This is a genomic window from Sporosarcina newyorkensis (assembly GCF_900167515.1).
Lineage (GTDB): Bacteria > Bacillota > Bacilli > Bacillales_A > Planococcaceae > Sporosarcina > Sporosarcina newyorkensis.
In genome coordinates this window covers 732,839-752,017 of the sequence record NZ_FUYJ01000001.1, presented here as the reverse complement: position 1 = coordinate 752,017, position 19,179 = coordinate 732,839, and the positions used below count along the sequence as shown (strand labels likewise).

22 protein-coding genes and 1 pseudogene are annotated in these 19,179 nt (G+C 37.7%); 15 read left to right on the top strand and 8 right to left on the bottom strand.

Annotated elements, in window-relative coordinates; all coding sequences use genetic code 11:
* Positions 1-40 precede the first annotated feature (40 nt).
* A complete protein-coding gene (locus B5D59_RS03950; protein ID WP_217698582.1) occupies positions 41-745 on the bottom strand; it encodes an excalibur calcium-binding domain-containing protein in 705 nt (234 codons plus the stop codon).
* A 553-nt stretch (positions 746-1,298) separates the two neighbouring features.
* Between B5D59_RS03950 and B5D59_RS03945 the strand changes: the two genes are divergently transcribed.
* Positions 1,299-1,541: a hypothetical protein gene (locus B5D59_RS03945; protein ID WP_078816916.1), complete on the top strand. Its 243-nt coding sequence runs from the start codon at positions 1,299-1,301 to the stop codon at positions 1,539-1,541.
* 208 nt (positions 1,542-1,749) lie between these two features.
* Here the strand turns inward: B5D59_RS03945 and B5D59_RS03940 are convergent, their stop codons facing one another.
* Positions 1,750-1,914: an aspartyl-phosphate phosphatase Spo0E family protein gene (locus tag B5D59_RS03940; RefSeq protein WP_078816915.1), complete on the bottom strand. Its 165-nt coding sequence runs from the start codon at positions 1,912-1,914 to the stop codon at positions 1,750-1,752.
* Between the two features lie 433 nt (positions 1,915-2,347).
* On the bottom strand, positions 2,348-3,451 hold the full coding sequence (locus B5D59_RS03935) for a nitric oxide synthase oxygenase (RefSeq protein WP_078816914.1): 1,104 nt from the start codon (positions 3,449-3,451) through the stop codon (positions 2,348-2,350).
* A 455-nt stretch (positions 3,452-3,906) separates the two neighbouring features.
* Between B5D59_RS03935 and B5D59_RS18145 the strand changes: the two genes are divergently transcribed.
* Positions 3,907-4,050, top strand: coding sequence for a hypothetical protein (locus tag B5D59_RS18145; RefSeq protein ID WP_176132486.1), 144 nt, complete (start codon positions 3,907-3,909; stop codon positions 4,048-4,050).
* A 260-nt stretch (positions 4,051-4,310) separates the two neighbouring features.
* Here the strand turns inward: B5D59_RS18145 and B5D59_RS03930 are convergent, their stop codons facing one another.
* Positions 4,311-4,526 carry an ImmA/IrrE family metallo-endopeptidase gene (locus B5D59_RS03930; RefSeq protein ID WP_078816913.1) on the bottom strand — a complete coding sequence of 72 codons (216 nt, stop codon included), beginning with the start codon at positions 4,524-4,526 and terminating at the stop codon, positions 4,311-4,313.
* A 600-nt stretch (positions 4,527-5,126) separates the two neighbouring features.
* Here B5D59_RS03930 and B5D59_RS03920 point away from each other — a divergent pair.
* From B5D59_RS03920 to B5D59_RS03910, 3 genes are all read left to right on the top strand, one after another.
* Positions 5,127-5,396: an AbrB/MazE/SpoVT family DNA-binding domain-containing protein gene (locus B5D59_RS03920; RefSeq protein WP_078816912.1), complete on the top strand. Its 270-nt coding sequence runs from the start codon at positions 5,127-5,129 to the stop codon at positions 5,394-5,396.
* Positions 5,397-5,652: 256 nt separating this feature from the next.
* On the top strand, positions 5,653-6,036 hold the full coding sequence (locus B5D59_RS03915; RefSeq protein ID WP_078816911.1) for a DNA cytosine methyltransferase: 384 nt from the start codon (positions 5,653-5,655) through the stop codon (positions 6,034-6,036).
* Between the two features lie 73 nt (positions 6,037-6,109).
* Positions 6,110-6,394: a DNA cytosine methyltransferase gene (locus B5D59_RS03910; RefSeq protein ID WP_078816910.1), complete on the top strand. Its 285-nt coding sequence runs from the start codon at positions 6,110-6,112 to the stop codon at positions 6,392-6,394.
* Positions 6,395-6,705: 311 nt separating this feature from the next.
* Here B5D59_RS03910 and B5D59_RS03905 read toward each other — a convergent pair whose 3' ends face one another.
* A complete protein-coding gene (locus B5D59_RS03905; protein ID WP_078816909.1) occupies positions 6,706-7,362 on the bottom strand; it encodes a CatB-related O-acetyltransferase in 657 nt (218 codons plus the stop codon).
* A 520-nt stretch (positions 7,363-7,882) separates the two neighbouring features.
* On the opposite strand from B5D59_RS03905, the gene B5D59_RS03900 reads away from it, so the two are divergent.
* The 8 genes from B5D59_RS03900 to B5D59_RS03865 all read left to right on the top strand — a co-directional run bounded on the left by B5D59_RS03900 (position 7,883) and on the right by B5D59_RS03865 (position 13,030).
* Positions 7,883-8,071, top strand: a complete 189-nt coding sequence (locus B5D59_RS03900) for a DUF6877 family protein (RefSeq protein ID WP_078816908.1) — start codon at positions 7,883-7,885, stop codon at positions 8,069-8,071.
* A 358-nt stretch (positions 8,072-8,429) separates the two neighbouring features.
* Positions 8,430-9,128, top strand: a complete 699-nt coding sequence (locus B5D59_RS03895) for a DUF421 domain-containing protein (protein WP_078816907.1) — start codon at positions 8,430-8,432, stop codon at positions 9,126-9,128.
* Between the two features lie 79 nt (positions 9,129-9,207).
* The gene (locus B5D59_RS03890) at positions 9,208-9,426 is read left to right on the top strand and encodes a glycosyltransferase (protein ID WP_078816906.1); all 219 of its coding nucleotides are present in this window, start codon (positions 9,208-9,210) and stop codon (positions 9,424-9,426) included.
* Between the two features lie 261 nt (positions 9,427-9,687).
* Entirely contained in the window at positions 9,688-10,185 is a 498-nt protein-coding gene (locus B5D59_RS18370) for an alpha/beta fold hydrolase (RefSeq protein WP_217698581.1), read from the top strand.
* A 709-nt stretch (positions 10,186-10,894) separates the two neighbouring features.
* Positions 10,895-11,071 carry a hypothetical protein gene (locus B5D59_RS18140; protein WP_176132457.1) on the top strand — a complete coding sequence of 59 codons (177 nt, stop codon included), beginning with the start codon at positions 10,895-10,897 and terminating at the stop codon, positions 11,069-11,071.
* A 33-nt stretch (positions 11,072-11,104) separates the two neighbouring features.
* Positions 11,105-11,560 (top strand): hypothetical protein, encoded by a 456-nt coding sequence (locus B5D59_RS03875; protein ID WP_078816904.1) that lies wholly within the window; start codon positions 11,105-11,107, stop codon positions 11,558-11,560.
* A gap of 374 nt (positions 11,561-11,934) precedes the next feature.
* The gene (locus B5D59_RS03870; RefSeq protein WP_078816903.1) at positions 11,935-12,465 is read left to right on the top strand and encodes a polymorphic toxin type 50 domain-containing protein; all 531 of its coding nucleotides are present in this window, start codon (positions 11,935-11,937) and stop codon (positions 12,463-12,465) included.
* A 379-nt stretch (positions 12,466-12,844) separates the two neighbouring features.
* Positions 12,845-13,030 (top strand): hypothetical protein, encoded by a 186-nt coding sequence (locus tag B5D59_RS03865; protein ID WP_078816902.1) that lies wholly within the window; start codon positions 12,845-12,847, stop codon positions 13,028-13,030.
* A gap of 22 nt (positions 13,031-13,052) precedes the next feature.
* Here the strand turns inward: B5D59_RS03865 and B5D59_RS18135 are convergent, their stop codons facing one another.
* The 3 genes and pseudogenes from B5D59_RS18135 to rpsD all read right to left on the bottom strand — a co-directional run bounded on the left by B5D59_RS18135 (position 13,053) and on the right by rpsD (position 15,898).
* Complete coding sequence (locus B5D59_RS18135) at positions 13,053-13,220, bottom strand: hypothetical protein (protein WP_176132484.1); 168 nt, start codon at positions 13,218-13,220, stop codon at positions 13,053-13,055.
* Between the two features lie 381 nt (positions 13,221-13,601).
* Positions 13,602-14,954: pseudogene (locus B5D59_RS03855) on the bottom strand (IS3 family transposase).
* A 341-nt stretch (positions 14,955-15,295) separates the two neighbouring features.
* Positions 15,296-15,898, bottom strand: a complete 603-nt coding sequence (gene rpsD / locus B5D59_RS03850) for a 30S ribosomal protein S4 (protein WP_078816901.1) — start codon at positions 15,896-15,898, stop codon at positions 15,296-15,298.
* A gap of 349 nt (positions 15,899-16,247) precedes the next feature.
* Between rpsD and megL the strand changes: the two genes are divergently transcribed.
* Together megL and B5D59_RS03840 are read left to right on the top strand one after the other, a co-directional pair.
* Positions 16,248-17,438 (top strand): methionine gamma-lyase, encoded by a 1,191-nt coding sequence (gene megL, locus B5D59_RS03845; protein ID WP_078816900.1) that lies wholly within the window; start codon positions 16,248-16,250, stop codon positions 17,436-17,438.
* 551 nt (positions 17,439-17,989) lie between these two features.
* Positions 17,990-19,138 (top strand): baeRF3 domain-containing protein, encoded by a 1,149-nt coding sequence (locus B5D59_RS03840; RefSeq protein WP_078816899.1) that lies wholly within the window; start codon positions 17,990-17,992, stop codon positions 19,136-19,138.
* Positions 19,139-19,179 lie beyond the last annotated feature (41 nt).

The window sequence follows — 19,179 nt, the reverse complement described above, 5'->3', positions numbered from 1 at the left end:
GTGGATTGGAAAGCGTGTTCAGCATTTGATCAGAAACAGGTTATTCACATCCGACTCCATCGCCATCACGATCTAGGTGCTTTCCGTATCCCGGATCTCCTCGATATACAGGCGCTGCCCCTGCAGCTCTTGCAGCAGTACAATTTTTATAATAAGCAGTAGAGCTCTGTTGGCTCGGCTTTGATACACTGCTGCCAGATGATGAATCTGATTTATTACTAGCAGCATTTACAGTGGCGTTTGTATTCATGCTTGCTACCTGGCCTTTTAGGTTGCTAACTTCACTTGTCAAAGCCGTGTTCTTCACTGTGAGATCAGTAATTTCCTGTTCAAAAGTTTTGTTGTTCTCTTCGTGAGCAGTTTGTTTTTCCGTTAACTCTTTTGTTAATTTATTGGAATCATCTAGCTTCACCACTAACTCGTCAATTTCTTTATTCGCATTCTTGTTCTCTTCTAGCAACTTCGAATTTTCTTCTATAAGTTTATTGTGTAAGGTTTGCATCTCTTCGTTCTTTGCAATCAACTCGATATTCTCTTCCTGAGCTTTCTCGAACGCAACTTGTACGCTTGTATCCATATTGAAAGCCCCAACGATAAATAATAAAAGACCTCCGATTAAAGCGGAGTAGAAAGGCTTCTTCGGTAATATACGATTACTATTCTTAATTTTCCTTACGAAATGATAAGCCAGATAAATCAATGAACCAAAAAATATAAGTAAACCTACCGCTGCAATTGCCAGCATATTCCCACCTCAATATAGTATTTAATAGAGGACTAATGAAGTCATTACATTTATCTCAAACATAGATTGAATTACTCTAAGCGAAAAATTAAATTTGTTGGCGACCCTTTTTCACTCCAAACTCTTTCAAACTTATATGAAACTTGTCTATGTATCCACCATCCTTGTTATATATCGTTATCCTATCTGTTTCTTTATGTGACTTCTGAAAAGTTTCTGAAGTTATATTTAACGTAGTAGGTGTTCTTTAAAGAATGTATATCGAGGGTTAATAATATTATTAAGCAGAAACTCGTGAGGAGAAGAACTATTTCCCCTGAGTAATCAATAAAAAGTATAATGCATCAAACATAAGAACGACAGTGTTATAAATGAGGACGGAAGTTTACGAGACGAGCATTGGGGCCTTATAAAAAAGGATTATTATTGATAATTACAGAGGGAGGTACAGCGACGTTTGCTAAAGAACGTTTAAAAGTGTATTTTGGTGAAGGTATTAAATGAAGGTTTTTTCTTTCACTTATCGTATTAAATAAAGAGGGAGGGATTAATCATGACAAACGAAGAAGTAACTAAACTATTAGATATGCTGTTACAAAGCCTTTATGATTATCATTTTGCGAATAATGGAGGAAGCTACACTTTGCCAAAAGCAATGCTGAATGCCGATGCGAATAGTAAACTGGCTATTGACTATCTTATCGAAAATGAATATGCCGTAGATAGTGGGAAAGGGTCGGATAATTTAGTTTTGTCCATAACGCCGAAAGGTATGGAATATGTAAAGAGCAAATAAGCGATTAATAGGGGCGTCCGTCTTGGGCGTTCTTTTTATTTTATTTAAAAAGAGAGAAGTGGGCGGGGATGGATAGTAGTAGGGGACAGTGTTTATTGCTTAAAGAAGTGATTTCAAAACAATAAAGCCAATCAAATCGAATTTTTATTTGTTCTGACTGGCTTTATAAAGATCTGAGATTTTGATTAATAAATATTCCTCCCTCTAATTAAGCAGCTTGATCAAAGTAACTATTAAGCAATACATCTAATTCTTGACTGCATTTTACTACTAGCGGATGTGTGAACCCTAAATTTTCAGCTTTTTTATACATGTCCTTTCTTTTTACTTCAATTTTACGTTTTAATATTTTCTTTAACAAGAAACTTATCATTATAATCCCTCTCATCCAATATTTTTAGCTTTCTTCATCTGGGGCGTTTGATTGAGATGAAACAACCTTTTCTATATTAGCCTACCCATAATGTAAAGAGTGTCGATTTATGCGTAAAAAAGTGATTTCATAATAATGTCATAAACAAAGAGTTTTGTGTAAAATAAACCGATTTTGTCTTGACTTTTATCAACCCTTTAGTTTTTGATTTCGAAGATGGAGAATGAAGGTTTTTGATTAAGTTGGGGGATAGGCTTTCATCTAATAATGTTACGCAATTTGCAGACAAAACGACGGAAGTGACACAAAACATGTAGTGGAATTAACTCTTTTATATATGAAAGAAGAGACCAATCTCATTGATCTCTTCTTTGTAATATTTTTTTAGCCTAAAAATTAAAAAAAATATAATGAGCTATTTGGAACTGTCCATTTAATTTTCTGGAGGGTCTGCTTGAATAAAGTAGTTAGGAGTTAAAATGTCATTGCTATATGGTTTATGGTAAATGTCAGTTGTTGCTGGTGATAGTGGTGGAATAAGCCATGCCCAATTACCTGTGATAGGTCGACCATTTTTTCTTTCATTTTCTTCAAAAATCTTAAATTGTTTTGCAGCTGTATGATGGTCGACAAGCGTTACGTGTTCTTTTTGATAAGAATGTATTACTGCGATATTTAATTCAATTAAAGCTTTGTCGATCCACAGCGAGCTGTTTGACTTAGTGTCTAATTCCATTATTTCGGCAACTTTTGGCAGTAAATTATAACGGTCTTGATCGGCTAAGTTTCTTGCTCCAATTTCTGTGCCCATATACCAACCATTAAATGGGGCCATAGGATAATCAATACCGCCTATTTCCAAACGCATGTTTGAGATGATTGGAACGGCATACCATTTTACACCCAGCTTATTAAAATCATCAAGCTGCGGATGAGTTATCGGCACTTCTTTAATAATTTCATGGGGGACTTCAAATAATTTAGGTTTTTTTCCTGTTTCCTGAATGACTAGAGGGAGGATATCAAAGTGGGTATTATCCCCTTTCCATCCCATTCTTTGGCACATTTTTGTCAATTTGATAGATGTTGAATCACCAATTACTTTATCGCCCTCTTTGTATCCGGCATAACGTAGTAATTGATGGTTCCAAATTCTAATAGGATCTTCTCCATTTTTTCGAGGTGCAAAAATCGTAATGGTAGATCGGATTTTCCCACCGTTTGTAGCAAAATCAATATGATTAACTAATTTTTCATATGCATCTTCTGCTGTAAGTGCATCTCGTGCATCAAAAATATGTAATGTGTTCCAGAGTAATCGACCTATACAACGATTGCTATTGCGCCAAGCCATTTTTGCTCCGTGCGTTAACTCAAAAGTCTTATGTGAATATGTTCCGGTAGTATTTATTTCATTTTTAATTTCTTCAATTCGCTTCAATTGATTTTCTTTAGATATATTGAGTTCATCGTAACAATGATTAATAAATTGTGTTGCTTCCATTAGCAATTTATTTGTTTTAGTAGATTGAACCATTAGCATCAACTCCTTACATTGAGCTTAACACGAATATAAGAGGGGGATGACTAAACAATTTGTAGATTCATTGAATTGTTCAATTTGGAAAGATGTGAATGAAACATGAGGGTTAAACGAATTTGATACACATTTCGAAGAAAAGCGGAGTAGACGAAGAAATGAACCAAAAATCCCTAAGGGATGCCTGATCATCTATCGGGTTGAAACCTATGACATTGACGGTAAGCTCTTCCGCATGGTGACAGGAGATGCGGGCATCAGGTGGCATGATATCGCTGTCTACATCTTGGAGGATGTGCAAACGAGCGTAAGAATGCAGGTAACAGAATATATAGCAGGCCACTATTAGAGTGTTTATGTGAATGTTTTTCTCCATATATTTTACAAACTACGAATAATAAATCAAAGTAAGGGCAAAATGATACAAGCATACTTAGATTGGAGAGATTAACTTGAAAGAGAAAAAGTATATTATTCCACTTATGTCGGTTATTTTATCTGCTGGATTTTTATTTGGCTGCAATGGAGTAGATGAAAACGAACCGGATCCGACAGAAGAACCATCTGAACAGCGTCAAGATGAGAATAACCAGTAAAGTATGTGGCACCGTTTAGGCGGTGCTTTTTCTATGCCTAAACAAACTATCCTGAAATAGTTCCATTTTCAAACTCAACCCTTCATAGTGGATATTTTCCCCTCCTATGTATAATCCTTTAGATTTTTGTTAACCACTCCAACAACTCTATGCCAGATGTAAAAATCAACGTCTCTTCTATAGAAGCGGAAGTTACGGAAGTTGCTACAGTTGAAAAAGAAATCGATGCGTCCTCTGCGCAAATTAACAACATCCGGCTATCACGGCAAAGCAAAACGTGCGGCCATGCGCTTTGCTTGGTTCTCGCACTTCGCAATAGCATATTGATCTACGCTTAACTGTGTTTCGTGGTGTGCATACAGATGACAGAACTCTTCTTCAAGCAGTAGCTTTTTCTCGATCTCGTCCAATCCTTTTTTAATGTAGATGGTTCCGAGTTTGCCGCGATCTCTGGGTACGGAGGGATACTCTATCACATTCGTGACCTCTAAATTAAACGAAAGGAGATTGCAACGTAGAGAAATTTAGTATTTACACAACTCTGATTCTGTCGCGCGTTCTGGATGGACTCGCGCAGTTGGTTGAGTTCTATCGATGCCTACTTTGATAAGAGCTGCATTATTTAAAACTTAACTCAGCAGCCAATCCGCGCGAAGTCTACTTCCAAATGCGGAATGTGAAAAAGAAAGTTAATGGTCAAGTTGTTTGGACTAAGCAAATTGAAATGGGGATCGAAGGTTTGGAGGTGTAGCTGATTCCTAACTGGACAAACAACGGCGGAATCTACATGGTTCCCCGCTCAGATAAAGTGGACTAGCAGCAGATCAAGGGGGAGATGGATGCACTGGAAGCGAAGTTGCAAATTGCAGAGGTGGCGATAGCTGCGCGAGAGGGGATGACGGCGTGAGGGAGTTTAAGCTGTTAAAGTATTCATTTGCCAAAGGTTAATGGGATTATATCTTAATTATCCTTGAACTTTAATTTATAGCACACTTGTCTAGCTGCCACTAGTTATTTAAAACTAATCAATTGATAATCGTAAATAAACTATCTAAAGGAAATGGGGCGAAATACAAATGAAAGCACTTGGAATTGTAAGAAATATAGATCAGTTAGGCAGAATTGTTATTCCTATGGAAGTCGGAAGAACACAGAAATGGGAACACGGGACTTTGGTTGAAATGTTCGCGACAGACGATGGAATTACTATGAGGAAGTATCAAGAATCAGAGAAAGTGCACCAAGTCATTGTAGGCTTAGAAGAGGCGAAACTAAAAGCCAAAGATGTTGATACCATTCAAAGTCTCCAAGCGGCTATGGAGTATTTAAATACAAAATTACAATAATAAATTTAATTTAATTTATCGGCTAGCTTACATTATAACTAAAATTATTGCTGGATGTAGAAATGATATTTGGAAGATACAAAACTATATATTCTTACAGCCTGCAAATATTCGAGGTTGTAAGTAAGGATAGTTAGGAGTATTAAAAGTGCCTACAATAGACTAGTAAAGTCTACTGCAGGCACTGAGGTTAATTACCTTGTAATACTCCAGATCCAGTACATTGAGTACCTGTTGAACAAGACAAACCGGTACTATAATAGCCAGGGCTGATGGAACCCGAAGTAGTTTGATATTCGAAACGTTAAAGATTATTGAAAGCATGGGTACATGGAAGCCGAGAGTGGTTATTGGGAAAAATGTGAAAAATGTCTTGTCGAAAAGAATGAAGCTGGCATTCGATCGTTATTTATCAGATATGGAAAGATTGGATTATACGAATAATTTCGATGTGCTTAATGCTCGAGGCTTCGGGATTCCTCAAGCGAGGGAAAGAGTATTTGTCGTAAGCAGACTGTGTGGATCAGTTTTCAATTTCGCGAGACTTAAGAAAAGCCAATGCAAGATATTTGGAGTTTCATCCAAGACAAAGCGGACGATCGGTACATTATCACTCAGCCAAACATGCTTAACAAAATAGGTGTTGATCCAACCCTTTTGGTGGCAGGCTCACTCTTATCAAAGAATATGCATGGACAATAACCACGAAGCAAATGCGTTGCCCGAACAGCGGCATTATACCAATCGGAAAAGAAAATTATCGGTTGCTGACAGGAAAGGAGTGCTGGCATTTGATGTGCTTTGATGATGAGGACTTTAATGCCGCTGAGAAAGAGCATCCGCGCAGGCGCGACTTTCTTAATGGCACGCTTTATCACCAAGCAGGCAATAGCATTGTGGTGGATGTGTTGGAAGCGATATTCGATGTTCTATTAAGTTCTGAACAACCAAATGATTTTATTCAAGAAACAAACGGGCAGTTAAGGTGGATTTGTTAAGTGGGGTGAAAGCGATGCACGATATTTTATATAGTATCCGCTCTAACCATTTCCATGCTGTTTTACTGGATCGGTCGTAGCAACGGTTACATAGCAGGAGTAAATGCTGGCTATGATCACGGCTGGATAAATGGTAAGCGGGAAGGCGAAAGGCTTGGAAGGTGTAGGAAGTTTTGATACACAATTGACAAAAGCTGCACAACAATGAGTTTTCACATTAAAAAATAGTCCCTTCTTAATTAGCTATTAAGAAGAGACTATTACTTAATTTTATTCGTTTTTATTTAAAGAGAAGATTTAAAAAAGAAACGTTAGGGTTTAATTTCCTTTTTATAAAAGTCGTATAACTGGTTAATAGAAGAACCAGACAAGATATGGCTGGCCCGTTCAATTTTCTCACGTTCCCAATCGAACCAACGCATTTCCTTCAACTTTTCGATTTCTTTTTCTGTAAAGCGTTTCTTTATCTCTTTTGCAGGATTACCACCTACTATCGTATATGGTGGGACATTTTTTGCAACGACCGATCCAGCCGCAACAATGGCACCTTCACCAATGGTCACACCAGGCATAATCATCGCATTCATGCCAATCCAGGCATCATTTTCGATGATTGTATCGCCTTTTGGTTCGTAAGAAGTTTCAATTTGTTCCACAAACGGATACACGGTAATCCATTCGGGATGATGATTGTTATTTCCGCCCATTAAAATAATTACACCACTTGCAATGCATACGTAATTTCCAATAATTAACTTATCTAAATGCCAACCATAGTCTTCGATGGGGTTAAATAACTTTCTTGATTTTTCGTCTCCCCATAAGTATCTAACGCACCCATCTTCAAAATCTTGATTATCGTAATAACCAGAATAGTAGGAGTACTCCCCTACTTCAATCATTGGATTGTTGACAATATCTTTTAAATACTTAATTTCAGACCAGTGGTTAAATCGATGTTTTTTCATTTTTTTTCCTCGCTTCTAAGTAGTATAAATCATTTTTTACTTAGAAGCTTAATGCCGTAGCAACATTCTTAAACCGTTTCAAACGACGAACCATCGCCCTCATCCTATTCCTAATTGATGGGGGAATTGTAACAAATGAATCAACTTCTGTCAAATCTTACTGCAAAGTCGAAGGAAAAGCGCAAGAGGGGTCAGATGAAACCGAAAATTCACAAAGGTCGCCCGATTATCCAGCCAGGAGAACCTATGACATCGACGGCAAGCTAAACGAAGTCGTGACAGGAGTAGCAGGCAACGGCAAGGTTAGAGGTGACTCAATATCGCTGTCGCAACTGGTCTATATCTTGGAGGATGTTCAAACAGGCGAACGAATGCAGATAGGTGAGAAAGAGCTTCACGCTAAATTCTCATGACAAACAGACCGCAAAGCGCGGTCTACACTCACCATTTGGTGTAATCACAGTTTCAGCGAGTGGGGCTGTAAATAAACATAGTATATTTTGGACAACAGGTGAAGAGCATGAGCAAAAATCCAATAGCAGAAATAACGAAGATATCGGACCAGCTACCGATCGTAGCGTTACAAGACATACACGAACGCATAGCGGATTGGTTAGCCGGCGGAGGCAAGCATGATGATCCGTATGTTTGGCGGCAGTTGAGATATGTGAAGAGTGTAGCAGAAAGGGTGAAAGTGAATGGTCGCTAAATATGAACCGATCTATTTGCTATTTGAAGATGCCCCAGTCAAGTGGCGGTGGTCAAAGAGTGAGTTGTTCCGCTTCCGGCAGATGTGGGTGATGGCGCTGATATTAGCGAATTGACAAAAGCGTTTAAGACTAATCGGCGTAGTATTGCACTTGTTGTGATGGATCAGGCGGAGCAGGGGTTTATTGACCATCAGCGATTTGGGTTGTTTGGGAATTGAAAAAGACGAGGATCCCTCCGCGGCATGGCTAACAACATTGTAATACACAAAGAGGTATCCTATGGGAAACACTCATGTTTTTAAATTTTATGGCAACAATAATTTGAAATGTTGAAAGAGAAACGGAGTGGAAATATAAGTGGAATTTTTTTATGGTCAAGAAAATCTTACAAGTATTCAATGGATATTACGTGCAATAGTTTCATTTTCCGTTTTACTTTTGGCAACCAAATTATTGGGACGCCGCTCAATTGCACAGTTAAGGCTTCTTGATTTTACTATAGCCTTAATACTTGGAAATATACTTGCACACCCTTTATCAGACGAGCAGTTAGGATTAAAAGGTTCAATTATTACGACAGGGGTGCTAATTGCTCTTTACTTGCTAAGTGTATTTGTTTCTTTGAAGTCGAGAGGATTTGGAAAATGGTTAGAACCATCTCCTTTCCCTTTAATAGAAAATGGAGAAATTCTGTATAAAGAATTGGGTAAAGCAAGGATCACAATAGACCATTTATTATCAGAAGCTAGAAAAGCAAAAGTTGCAGAAATTAATCAAGTCGCCCTTGCAATGTGGGAACCTGATGGAACCATTTCTTTTTTCTTATCGCCACAACTCCAGGCATTAACTCCAAAAGATATTCAATTAGTGAAAGATCCTTTTTCTATTTCGAAGACGATTATCAAAGAAGGGAAAATAGATCTCGCTGAATTAAGCCAGATAGGTAAAGACATTGCTTGGTTAGAACATAAAATGTCAATTTCTAATGTTAGTGAAAAAGATATTTTATTGGCAACTATGGATAATCAAGAACAATTAAGATTTTATTTTTATTGATGAAGTTGTTTGTAAATAAAAAAAGACAGGATCTCTCCCGTCATGGCTGACGTTATTGTAACACACAAGGAGGGATCCTGTGGGTGTAATTCAAGAAGAAGTATACGTTAAGAGAGCAGGCAAGTTTGTAAAAGTGAAAAATGCGGCGCTGGTGAGTTTGGATAAAAACGCGGTTTATCGAGTGATAGATAAGTCTATAGATGAGACGGACAAGCATGGAGAGGGATTTGGGAAGCAAATCTTCAACTGGCAGGATGATAAGCCGTTGTTTTATGAGGTTAGTTATACGAAGAGGTAGGTGGGTGAATAGATGAATGATATAGTTAACGCTATGAGTTATCGTGATGGTTACTTAGACGTTCAATTCTCAAGTTCCCTATTAAAAAAATTATACGTCAAGAAAATAAAATGGGGAAATGATACAATATATATAATTCAGGGTTACGGAAAGCATCCACCAGTAATAGAATATATAGTCAAGCGCACAACTTGTTGAAGAGTCACAAATATAAAGATGTTATCTTGAATCACAAAAACGATAGTAAGGTAGGATAAGAAAATGAAAACTCAACTGTCAAAGTATATAAAAACGGGCTCTTCAAAACAATTTATTTCTATTATTGGTGAAAATAACAATCTGCCTCTTTTAGTGTATTTGCATGATGGTCCAGGTGATGCTGCTTTACCACTGATTTATAAATATAACTCAGAACTTGGAAAAACGTTTAATGTTGTAGTTTGGGAACAAAGAGGGGCTGGGAAATCCTACTATACTTTTTCTAATGAGGAACAAATATCTAGTGAAACTTATATAGAAGACTTATACAGTTTAATTCATTATTTGTTAGAAACGTTTAAACAAGAAAAAGTTTACCTTTTAGGGCACTCGTGGGGTAGTGTACTAGGCTTAATTTTTATTAAAAAATATCATCATCTAGTATATAGTTATTTTGGATCTGGTCAAGTAGTTAACATGAAAAAAGGGTTGAAGTGTCAATATGATTTTGTTCTGAAAGAAATTCAAGAACAAAATAAAAAAAGCTTATTCAGCGATTGAAAAGTATTGACCTTTCATTAACTCAAAAAGATTGGTTAAACGATTTATTATTTATTACTAAATTAGTGGTACGATACAGACGTTCTTTATATGGTAAAAGCAATTATAACCAACTGGTAAGGGATTTCGTTTTTTCATCAAAGTACACATTTAAAGATTTAATTAATCGTGAAAAAGGGAGTCTACAATCAATACAATATTTGTGGCAAGAGCTCATGAAAATAGATTTTAGTGAATACAAGAGTTTCGATGTCCCTGTTACGTTTTTTGAGGGGCGTCATGATAGGCATGTTTCTTCCGCGTTAGTAGAGGATTACTATCACACAATAAAAACGACAAAAAAACTTATTTGGTTCGAAAATTCAAGTCATTTTCCCCAGTGGGAAGAATCAGTCAAGTTTAGTGAGTCTTTGATAAGTGATATAAAGCAAAATTAGTTTTACAAGCTATTGATTTCTTTGAAGTATGTAATTTGCAATGCTTTAGACGGCAGTATATCAAAGCTTTTCATATCTGGTTGGTACAAACGCAGGACTATGAAAGGATATGCATAACTAAATAAGTCTACTGGAACAACCAGGGACACTGAGGAACGGCGTAACGCTGTTGTTTGGTGTCCTTTTTATTTGTTGCACAAGGGAAACTGCTCTCTGGGACTTTTTTACCCAAAAACGATAGTTTTGGCAACATTTATGAAAGGAGTGGGGAAATGAACAAAACTTTAAAAGAACAACTCATTGAAAAAGGACTCGTGCAGCTGGTCAAACAAGCGAAAGTGAAAAAGGATACTAGGACAAGCAAGAAGAGAAACGAGCGGTTGAGCGAGCGGGATTGGAGGAAATTGATGGGTTCGAACATGCCGACGTATGGACGGAAAAAGGGCTGAACATTTAGACAACGATAGGATGGGGGATACAACATGCTGGATTGGGCGGATCTGCTGGATAGAAACAATCCGATTGAGATGGAGGATCTGAAGCATTTCAACTCTATGATTAAATTCATGTCTTACTCTCTGGAATGGATGGAAACAGGACGTCAACCAGGGACTTATCGGGGAGCGGAAGAAAGTAATGTTTATCAAAAAAGATCCTACGAAAATATGGATTGGCTGCCTGATTTGGAAGCGCAACTACGTGAAGAAAATGACATAAACAAAAAGCATTTATTCATGACCAGGGAAGAAAAGATAATACTCGCTGACATACTTTCCTCCTTTTCGTTGAGAGAGCGTCAGTGCTGCCTGTTGCACAAGGGGCAGAAGAAAAGCATGAGTGACATAGGAGAGGGTTTAGGTGTCAGTAAAAGCATGGTCCAACAGTCTATACGCCTTGCCAAAAAGAAGATTTCTGATCGTATTCAAAAAGATTCATGATATATGCTATGATATACGAACTTGCTATACTTGAGGGGAACCATTAAAGGAGCCGTGATATTACCCCTTTCACGGGGATGTTTTACTTTTTTCCCGCACTGATATCAATTCTTTAGTAAATATCTTCACCCTCTTCAATGAATTTTGCTCGCTCATTATACAGTTCTAATTCTTCAGGTGTGAGTTCACGCAGCTTACTACCGTAGGTTGAACTTTTCTAAACTGACTGAAGCAAATGGGTGTACTCATCTTCATTCTTCTTTTAAATCTGTCTAACTCTCCATCTTTTCTTTTTTACTTTTATTTATTTGTTTATTTATTCTTTTATTATGCTTTGATTAACCTCGAATACAAAATATTGGAAGGGATTTAAAATGATCAGAATAAGTAAAAAATATCTAAAACCTTTTGTGTTGTTGTTATCTTTCACACTATTTTTAAATATGATTTCTCCAAGTATAGCTTTAGCACAAACAACAGCTTCTGATCAAAAACCTATCGAAAATCTACAGTATGACGAAAATGGATTTGAAGTACAACCTATGTTTTTAGGCTTAATTGCAAGAGTTGTTATTCAAGGTGGTTCAAGATTATTAAAAGTTTTTAGAGGCAACTCATTAGTCACTACTCATAAACTTATTATTCATTCTGGAAAACAAGGTAAACACATAATAGGTCACAGTAATTTCATACCAGGAAGAAGTGTTTTAAGAGCTGACGCTAATGCATTATTAAAATCATATGCTGGAAAAGGAAAAATGATTAATGAAAATAAAGAAAGAGTAGATTTAGGAAAATCAATTGGAGATTATTACAATCCAACAACAAAGCATTACCATCCTACAAACCAAGGAATTATACATTACAGTAAAACAGGTGCTTATATAGTTCCAGCAGCGCCATAATAGACTAAGGAAAGTTATTATAAATGATCCATATAGATAAAATTGTGAAAAAGCTTCTTAAATATAAAACAGGAACTTTATTAAAGATAACTTGGGATAATAATTATACAAGCTTAAATGGGTAAATTTTACACGCGTGTATTTTTTAAGGAATAACCGGAAAGAACATACGAATACCATTATTTTTCAAAAGAACGTTTCTTCGGTGCTGCTTATGAAAATGGCGCAGAAATAGAAACGACGGAATATCTGAAAAATGCAAAATACCCATAACATAAGCGACTCTATCCATTCAGACGGAGTCGCTTTTTTTATTTGCCCGGTCAGTACCCAGTTTAGAGAATACATTATCATATTGATAAGAAAAAGGAGAGAATAAATGGACCCGCGTTTAGCAGACCTTCTTCAGAAGACCAGTTTGTACGGTACTTTAGCCAAATACTACGAACATATCGATCCACGATGGCATATGTATTTTTACGAGTTGCACTTTAAATATGAAAAACAGCTTGTAGAACTATACTGGAAGCTTCATGCACAAAATCCTAAAATGGATAATGAATAATAAATTTTAATTTATTGAGCCGCTAATTAGAAAGCGGCTCTCTTTTTGTATTATGCCTATCTCCCAATTCTAATAGTGTTTGTGCAAGCATACGTTGTTCATCTATAGATCCAGATTTTAAAAGTTCCATTAACATTTTCAATTCATTACTTGACCCCTTGTCACCAAACTCAACTCTCTCTGAAAGCATGATTACACCCCTTTAACGTTATGTTTCACCAATATGATTTGCATCATTCATCACCTCATACTCATTATGTCCACTTTTAATAATTACAATACATACCATTGGCATACGAACATTCATTCGATATAATGAGAAAAAGGGGGGGACGAGTGTGCGTAAAATATTAGAGAAGTAGGTAAAGTATGGAGAAATATTAGAGGTTATGTATATGGCCAAGGATGGTTCGATCAGTAAAAGACGAATCCGCGTGTTACAAGTGGAAGAGAACTCATTTCGCGCATATTGCTTTCTACGAAATTCCAAACGAATATTTCTGATTGATAATATATATTAGCAGCCGTTCCCATATGCCACAGAGAAAGCCTGGTGATCTGATTAATTTCATCAGGCGACTTGAGTAAAATGAGTTCGGTATTGCACCGGACTCATTTTTAATTTTGCCTTCATCCGTTTCGTATTATAATAATTGATATATTTTTCTAGTTCTATTTTAAATTGTTCTACACTTTCAAATTCTTTTAAGTAGAGGAATTCCGACTTCATAATCCCAAAGAAATTCTCTATCATCGCGTTGTCGTAACAGTTGCCCTTACGAGACATGCTTTGGACGATACCTCTTGCTTCAAGGGTGTGACGATATTGTTTCATTTGATAATGCCAACCTTGATCCGGATGCATCATTAGCTGGTGATCCTCTGGCAAGCGTTCTAGAGCGTTCTCCAACATATCTGAAACAAGTGAATACGTAGGTCTAGAGCCTATTGTATACGTAATAATTTCTCCATTAAATAAGTCTAAAACAGGCGATAAATAGAGTTCCTCGCCAAATAATTTAAATTCCGTAATGTCGGTTACCCATTTTTTATTTGGGGTATCTGCGGTAAAATTGCGGTCTAAAATATTGGGCGCTATTTTACCAACCGTACCTTTATATGATTTATACTTTTTCATACGTACCAAGCACTTTAACCTAACTCTTTCATGATGCGTTGAACCTTCTTATGATTAACTTTCTTTCCACGATTCGCTAGCTCATCACGAATACGACGGTAACCGTAACGTCCCTCATGTTCTTCATAACTCGCTTTGATTTCAACTTTTAAATCAGCATCTGGATCAGGCTGATTCATTCGTTTCACTAAATCATAATATGTGCAGCGTGGAATGCCAGCAAGCTTCACGAGTGCTTTCACCGGATATTTATGCCTTAACTCATAGACTACTTGTGCTTGTCTTGTTTGGTGATTTTTCCTTGTTTTGAACTAAGATACTCAACTTTTTTGAATACTCGTTTTCCATCTCAAGCTGTTTAATGCGCGCTTCAAGCACTTCCGTTGATCTTTCAGTAGCGGATGGTTTTGATGATGGATGTGACTCTTTTTTCATGGATGGACGCCCCTTTTGTTTTGGCTGAAGGGCATCAATTCCTTGTGTTTTAAATTGTCTTTTCCAAACACGAATCGTTGAAGGAGAAGTTATTTTGAAAATAGCTGCAGTTTCATTCAAGGACGTACCATTTCCAACCATAAAATTTAGTACGTCCAGTCTAAACTGTTGGGTGTAATTTGTACATCGTTTTATGAATGCTTCGACACCATTGTACTCATATTGTTTGACCCATTTAAGAATCGCTTTATGATCAGTTCCTAAAGATTTAGCTATTTCACGAGAACTCTCACTTCCGTTTAAGTACTGATTAACTGCTTGTAATTTATCTTCTGCAGTAAATTTAGCCATAGAAAAACTGCACCTTCAATTGTTAGATTGTGTCTAACAATTGGGGTGCAGTTCATAAGCAGCTTCGGGGGTTTTGAATACTGTCGTTTACTAAGCGTTCTAATTAGCGAGAGTAAACCGATAATTGAGGATTGGTTATTGTGGTGAATAAAAAGACCACTCTATTTTGAGTGGTCCATAAATAATCGGTATATTAGCCGCCTATGCTGTTTTTTATTAGCCCCAACTATATACTTTAACGTGCATTATAATACTTACATGAATAAATGAAAAGAAGCCCAGAACCTTGATTTAACAAGGTTTCTAAGGCTTCTAATACCATGGTTTGCAATGCAAACTAATTAACGAGAGTAGAATTCAACGATCAATGCTTCGTTGATTTCAGCAGCCAATTCGCTGCGCTCTGGAAGGCGAACGAACGTGCCTTTTTTAGAATCTTTGTCGAAAGTCACATAGTCAGGAACAAAGCTGCTCACTTCTAGCGCTTCTTCAACAGCAGTTAAGTTTTGAGATTTCTCGCGAAGAGAGATTTCAGAACCTGGTTTTACAGCGAAAGATGGGATATCTACGCGTTTGCCGTCTACTAGTACGTGACCGTGGTTGACCAATTGGCGAGCTGCGCGACGAGTGCGAGCAAGACCCATGCGGTATACAACGTTATCTAAACGAGTTTCAAGAAGAATCATGAAGTTTTCACCGTGAATTCCCTGCATTTTCCCTGCTTTGTTGAAAAGCGTGCGGAATTGACGTTCGTTTACACCGTACATGAAACGTAGTTTTTGTTTTTCTTGTAATTGCATTCCGTATTCGGAAAGTTTTTTACGTTGGTTAGGACCGTGTTGTCCTGGTGCGTATGGACGCTTTTCAATTTCTTTACCTGTGCCGGTTAGTGAGATACCAAGACGGCGTGACAGTTTCCATGATGGACCTGTATATCGAGCCATGAGAGACTCCTCCTCTGTTGGTTTTATTTTGTTGTAAAATAAGACCAGATATGTTCAATCCATTTGCCATTCTATTATCTTGCATCTTCGCCTCTGCAGCCCCGAGGTTACGCGATACACCTTTATAAAGGAATAGACTGGACACAATGGAACACATAACTGCTGCAACTATTTTACACAAAAAATAGCATACCAATTAATTAGTCCTAGGTCAAGCTTTATACATATGGAGGAAGTTTAGAGAAACGATTCTTTTACTTTTCGAGAATTCGCGTTACACTGAAAATAGTATAACGAAAATACGCTTTCATATGATTAATTGAATAAGGTAGTAGAAGGAGGAATCAACATGCAAAAGAATAACAACTGGCATAAAGAAACGGCAATGATTCATGAAGGGTATAATAGTAAAGAGCATCAAGGTAGTCTCGCTGTACCTTTATATCAAACGGCAACCTATGTGTTTGATTCGGCCGAGCAAGGTGAGCGGCGATTTGCAGGTGAAGAGAGTGGTAATATTTATTCACGTTTAGGAAACCCGACTGTTGGTGTACTGGAGGAACGGATTGCCAGAATGGAAGAAGGTTCAGCGGGACTGGCTTTTACATCGGGAATGGCAGCTGTTAGTGCAGTGCTCGTCCATGTTACAAAGGCGAATGATCATGTGCTTTGTTCTCGCGGAATTTATGGATGTACCTTTGGTTTATTAAAAATAATGCAGGAAAAATACAGTATCACACATGATCTAATTTCCATGGCGACAGAAGAAGAAATTGAAAAAGCGGTAAAGCCTGAAACGGTATGTATATATGTAGAAACTCCAATTAATCCGACGATGGAGCTGGTGGATTTGCAGGCTGTCGTCAATGTTGCCAAACGTCATGGCTTGAAAGTGATCGTAGACAATACATTCTGTTCGCCTTATATCCAAACACCTCTGACATTCGGGGTAGACTTTGTGTTGCATAGTGCAACGAAATATTTGAATGGTCATGGGGATGTAATTGCAGGATTATTGGTAGGGAAAGATCAAGAAGAAATAGCGACTATTCGCAGTACTGTTCAAAAAGATTATGGCGGCGTGATTTCGCCATTTGATGCTTGGTTATTGCTGCGGGGAATCAAAACGTTGCCTGTGCGTATGGACAGACATTCTGCCAACGCCAAGATTCTCTTTGATTATCTGAAAAAACAACCGAAAGTAGAAGAAGTCTTTTATCCATTTGATGATCGACATTCACAGTATGAGATTGCGAAGAAGCAAATGAAAATGGGTGGAGGATTGATTTCCTTTACGATTAAAGGTGGTAAAAAGGAAGCACAGCAGTTGCTGAATAAACTGGAGCTTGTGAAATTGGCCGTTAGTTTAGGTGATGCGGAAACATTGATGCAACATCCCGCGACAATGACACATTCAGGAATACCAAAAGCAGAACGAGAAAAAATGGGCGTTACGGACTCCTTGCTTCGGTTATCTGTAGGACTAGAACATATGGATGATGTGATAGCTGATCTCGAACAAGCATTACACTCTATTTAATGAAGAAATGAAGAGAGGTTGCCGTGGAAGGTCTTTCCGTGGCAACCTTTTCGTTACACAAAAAACCGCCCAAAGTGAAAAAAACTTTTCGGGCGGTTCTGTTTACTGTATAAAATTGTGGAAGGGCTGCCTCTTTTGGAAGCAGCCCTTACTTTTGATAACTTACCAGTTTATTATGTTGGATCTCTCTATATCATAAGTGTGTTGGTTTCTATACATCATGTAGAATCTGAATAAACCGTATTTGCCGCGGTTGTTGTTCTACTGGTTGTTTTACTTAAGCAACGCAAACCCTACCTACTTTTGCGTCCTTGCGACCCTATAGTCGCGCCAGTGATGAATAAGTGTTCCGAAAAACATCTGCAGAACGCCATTTATTGTGTCAGATCAGTTATCAATACCAAATACTTATTATATACCACGTACCATTACATGTCAACTGAATTGTAAATAGCCAAGATGAGCGGAGTTTACATTTAGATGAAAGGGGAACAAATAAATTAGAGCCTGCGCTGTTAAAAGGTAGGAAAATTTGAACTGGAGGGATTAGGATGAACGTAGAGATTGTTAATGAATTTCCGCATGAATTTTTGAGGGAGCAAGCAGAGCTATGTATCTCCATCTATCAACCGACCCACCGTTATCGTCCTGAAAATCAGCAAGATCCAATACGGTTTAAAAATTTATTGCAAAAAGTACATGAAGAATTAGTAAAAGAATATCCTGTGAATGAGGTGAAGAGCTTACTTGCACCACTTGAAAAACTTGAAGGTGAGAGACCGTTCTGGGCACATGCAGGGGATGGACTAGCGTTGTTCGCAACGAAAGACCGCTGTATTGCCTATAGACTTCAGCGGCCTGTTCCCGAATTGGCAATCGTATCAAATAGTTTTCATATCAAGCCGCTCATCCGAGTATTCCAATCGGCGGATCGCTATCATTTGTTAGGAGTCAATCGACAACAGTTTAAATTGTTTGAAGGGAATCGCTATGGTGTAGAAGAAGTGGAGATTCCTGAAGAATTGGCAAAAACTAAAGCAGAAGCGATCGGTGATCAAGTGACCGAATCATACTTAGGTGCAGGTGATTCAAGCGGAGCTGCCGGAACCGCAATGATGCATGGGCATGGAAGTAAAAAAGACGAAATCGATATAGATATTGAGCGTTACTTCCGCTATGTCGACCGAACGATTGCAGAACATTACTCTAAACCAAGTGGACTGCCTTTATATTTGGTCACGTTGACAGAGTATCATACGCCTTTTAAAGAACTGAGCCACAACCCGCACTTGCAGCAAATCGGAATCAAATCTGATTTTGAAGCACTGAGTTTAGAACAATTACGAAAAACCGCATGGGAATGCATTGAACCAAATTATTTAGAAAAAACAAAGAAACTAGTAGATAGTTTTGAGAACGCAAGGTCTAATGGTCAAGGCTCTGAAAAAATAGAGCAAGTTGTTCAAGCCGCCAGTGAAGATCGGATTAGTCGTCTTATGTTAGAAGACGGCCGTTTGTACCCAGGTAGAATTAATTTGGATACAGGAGAAATTCAGACAGAAAACCTGAAGAATACAGCTGTTGATGATGTGATGGACGACTTGGCTGAAATTGTTTTTAAAAGCGGCGGGGAAGTAGTCGTCTTGCCAGAAGAGCGAATGCCTGTCGATACCGGAATAGCGGCAATTTATAGATGGTAATGAAAAGCCGGTTGGGAAAATGTTCTCGACCGGCATTTTGT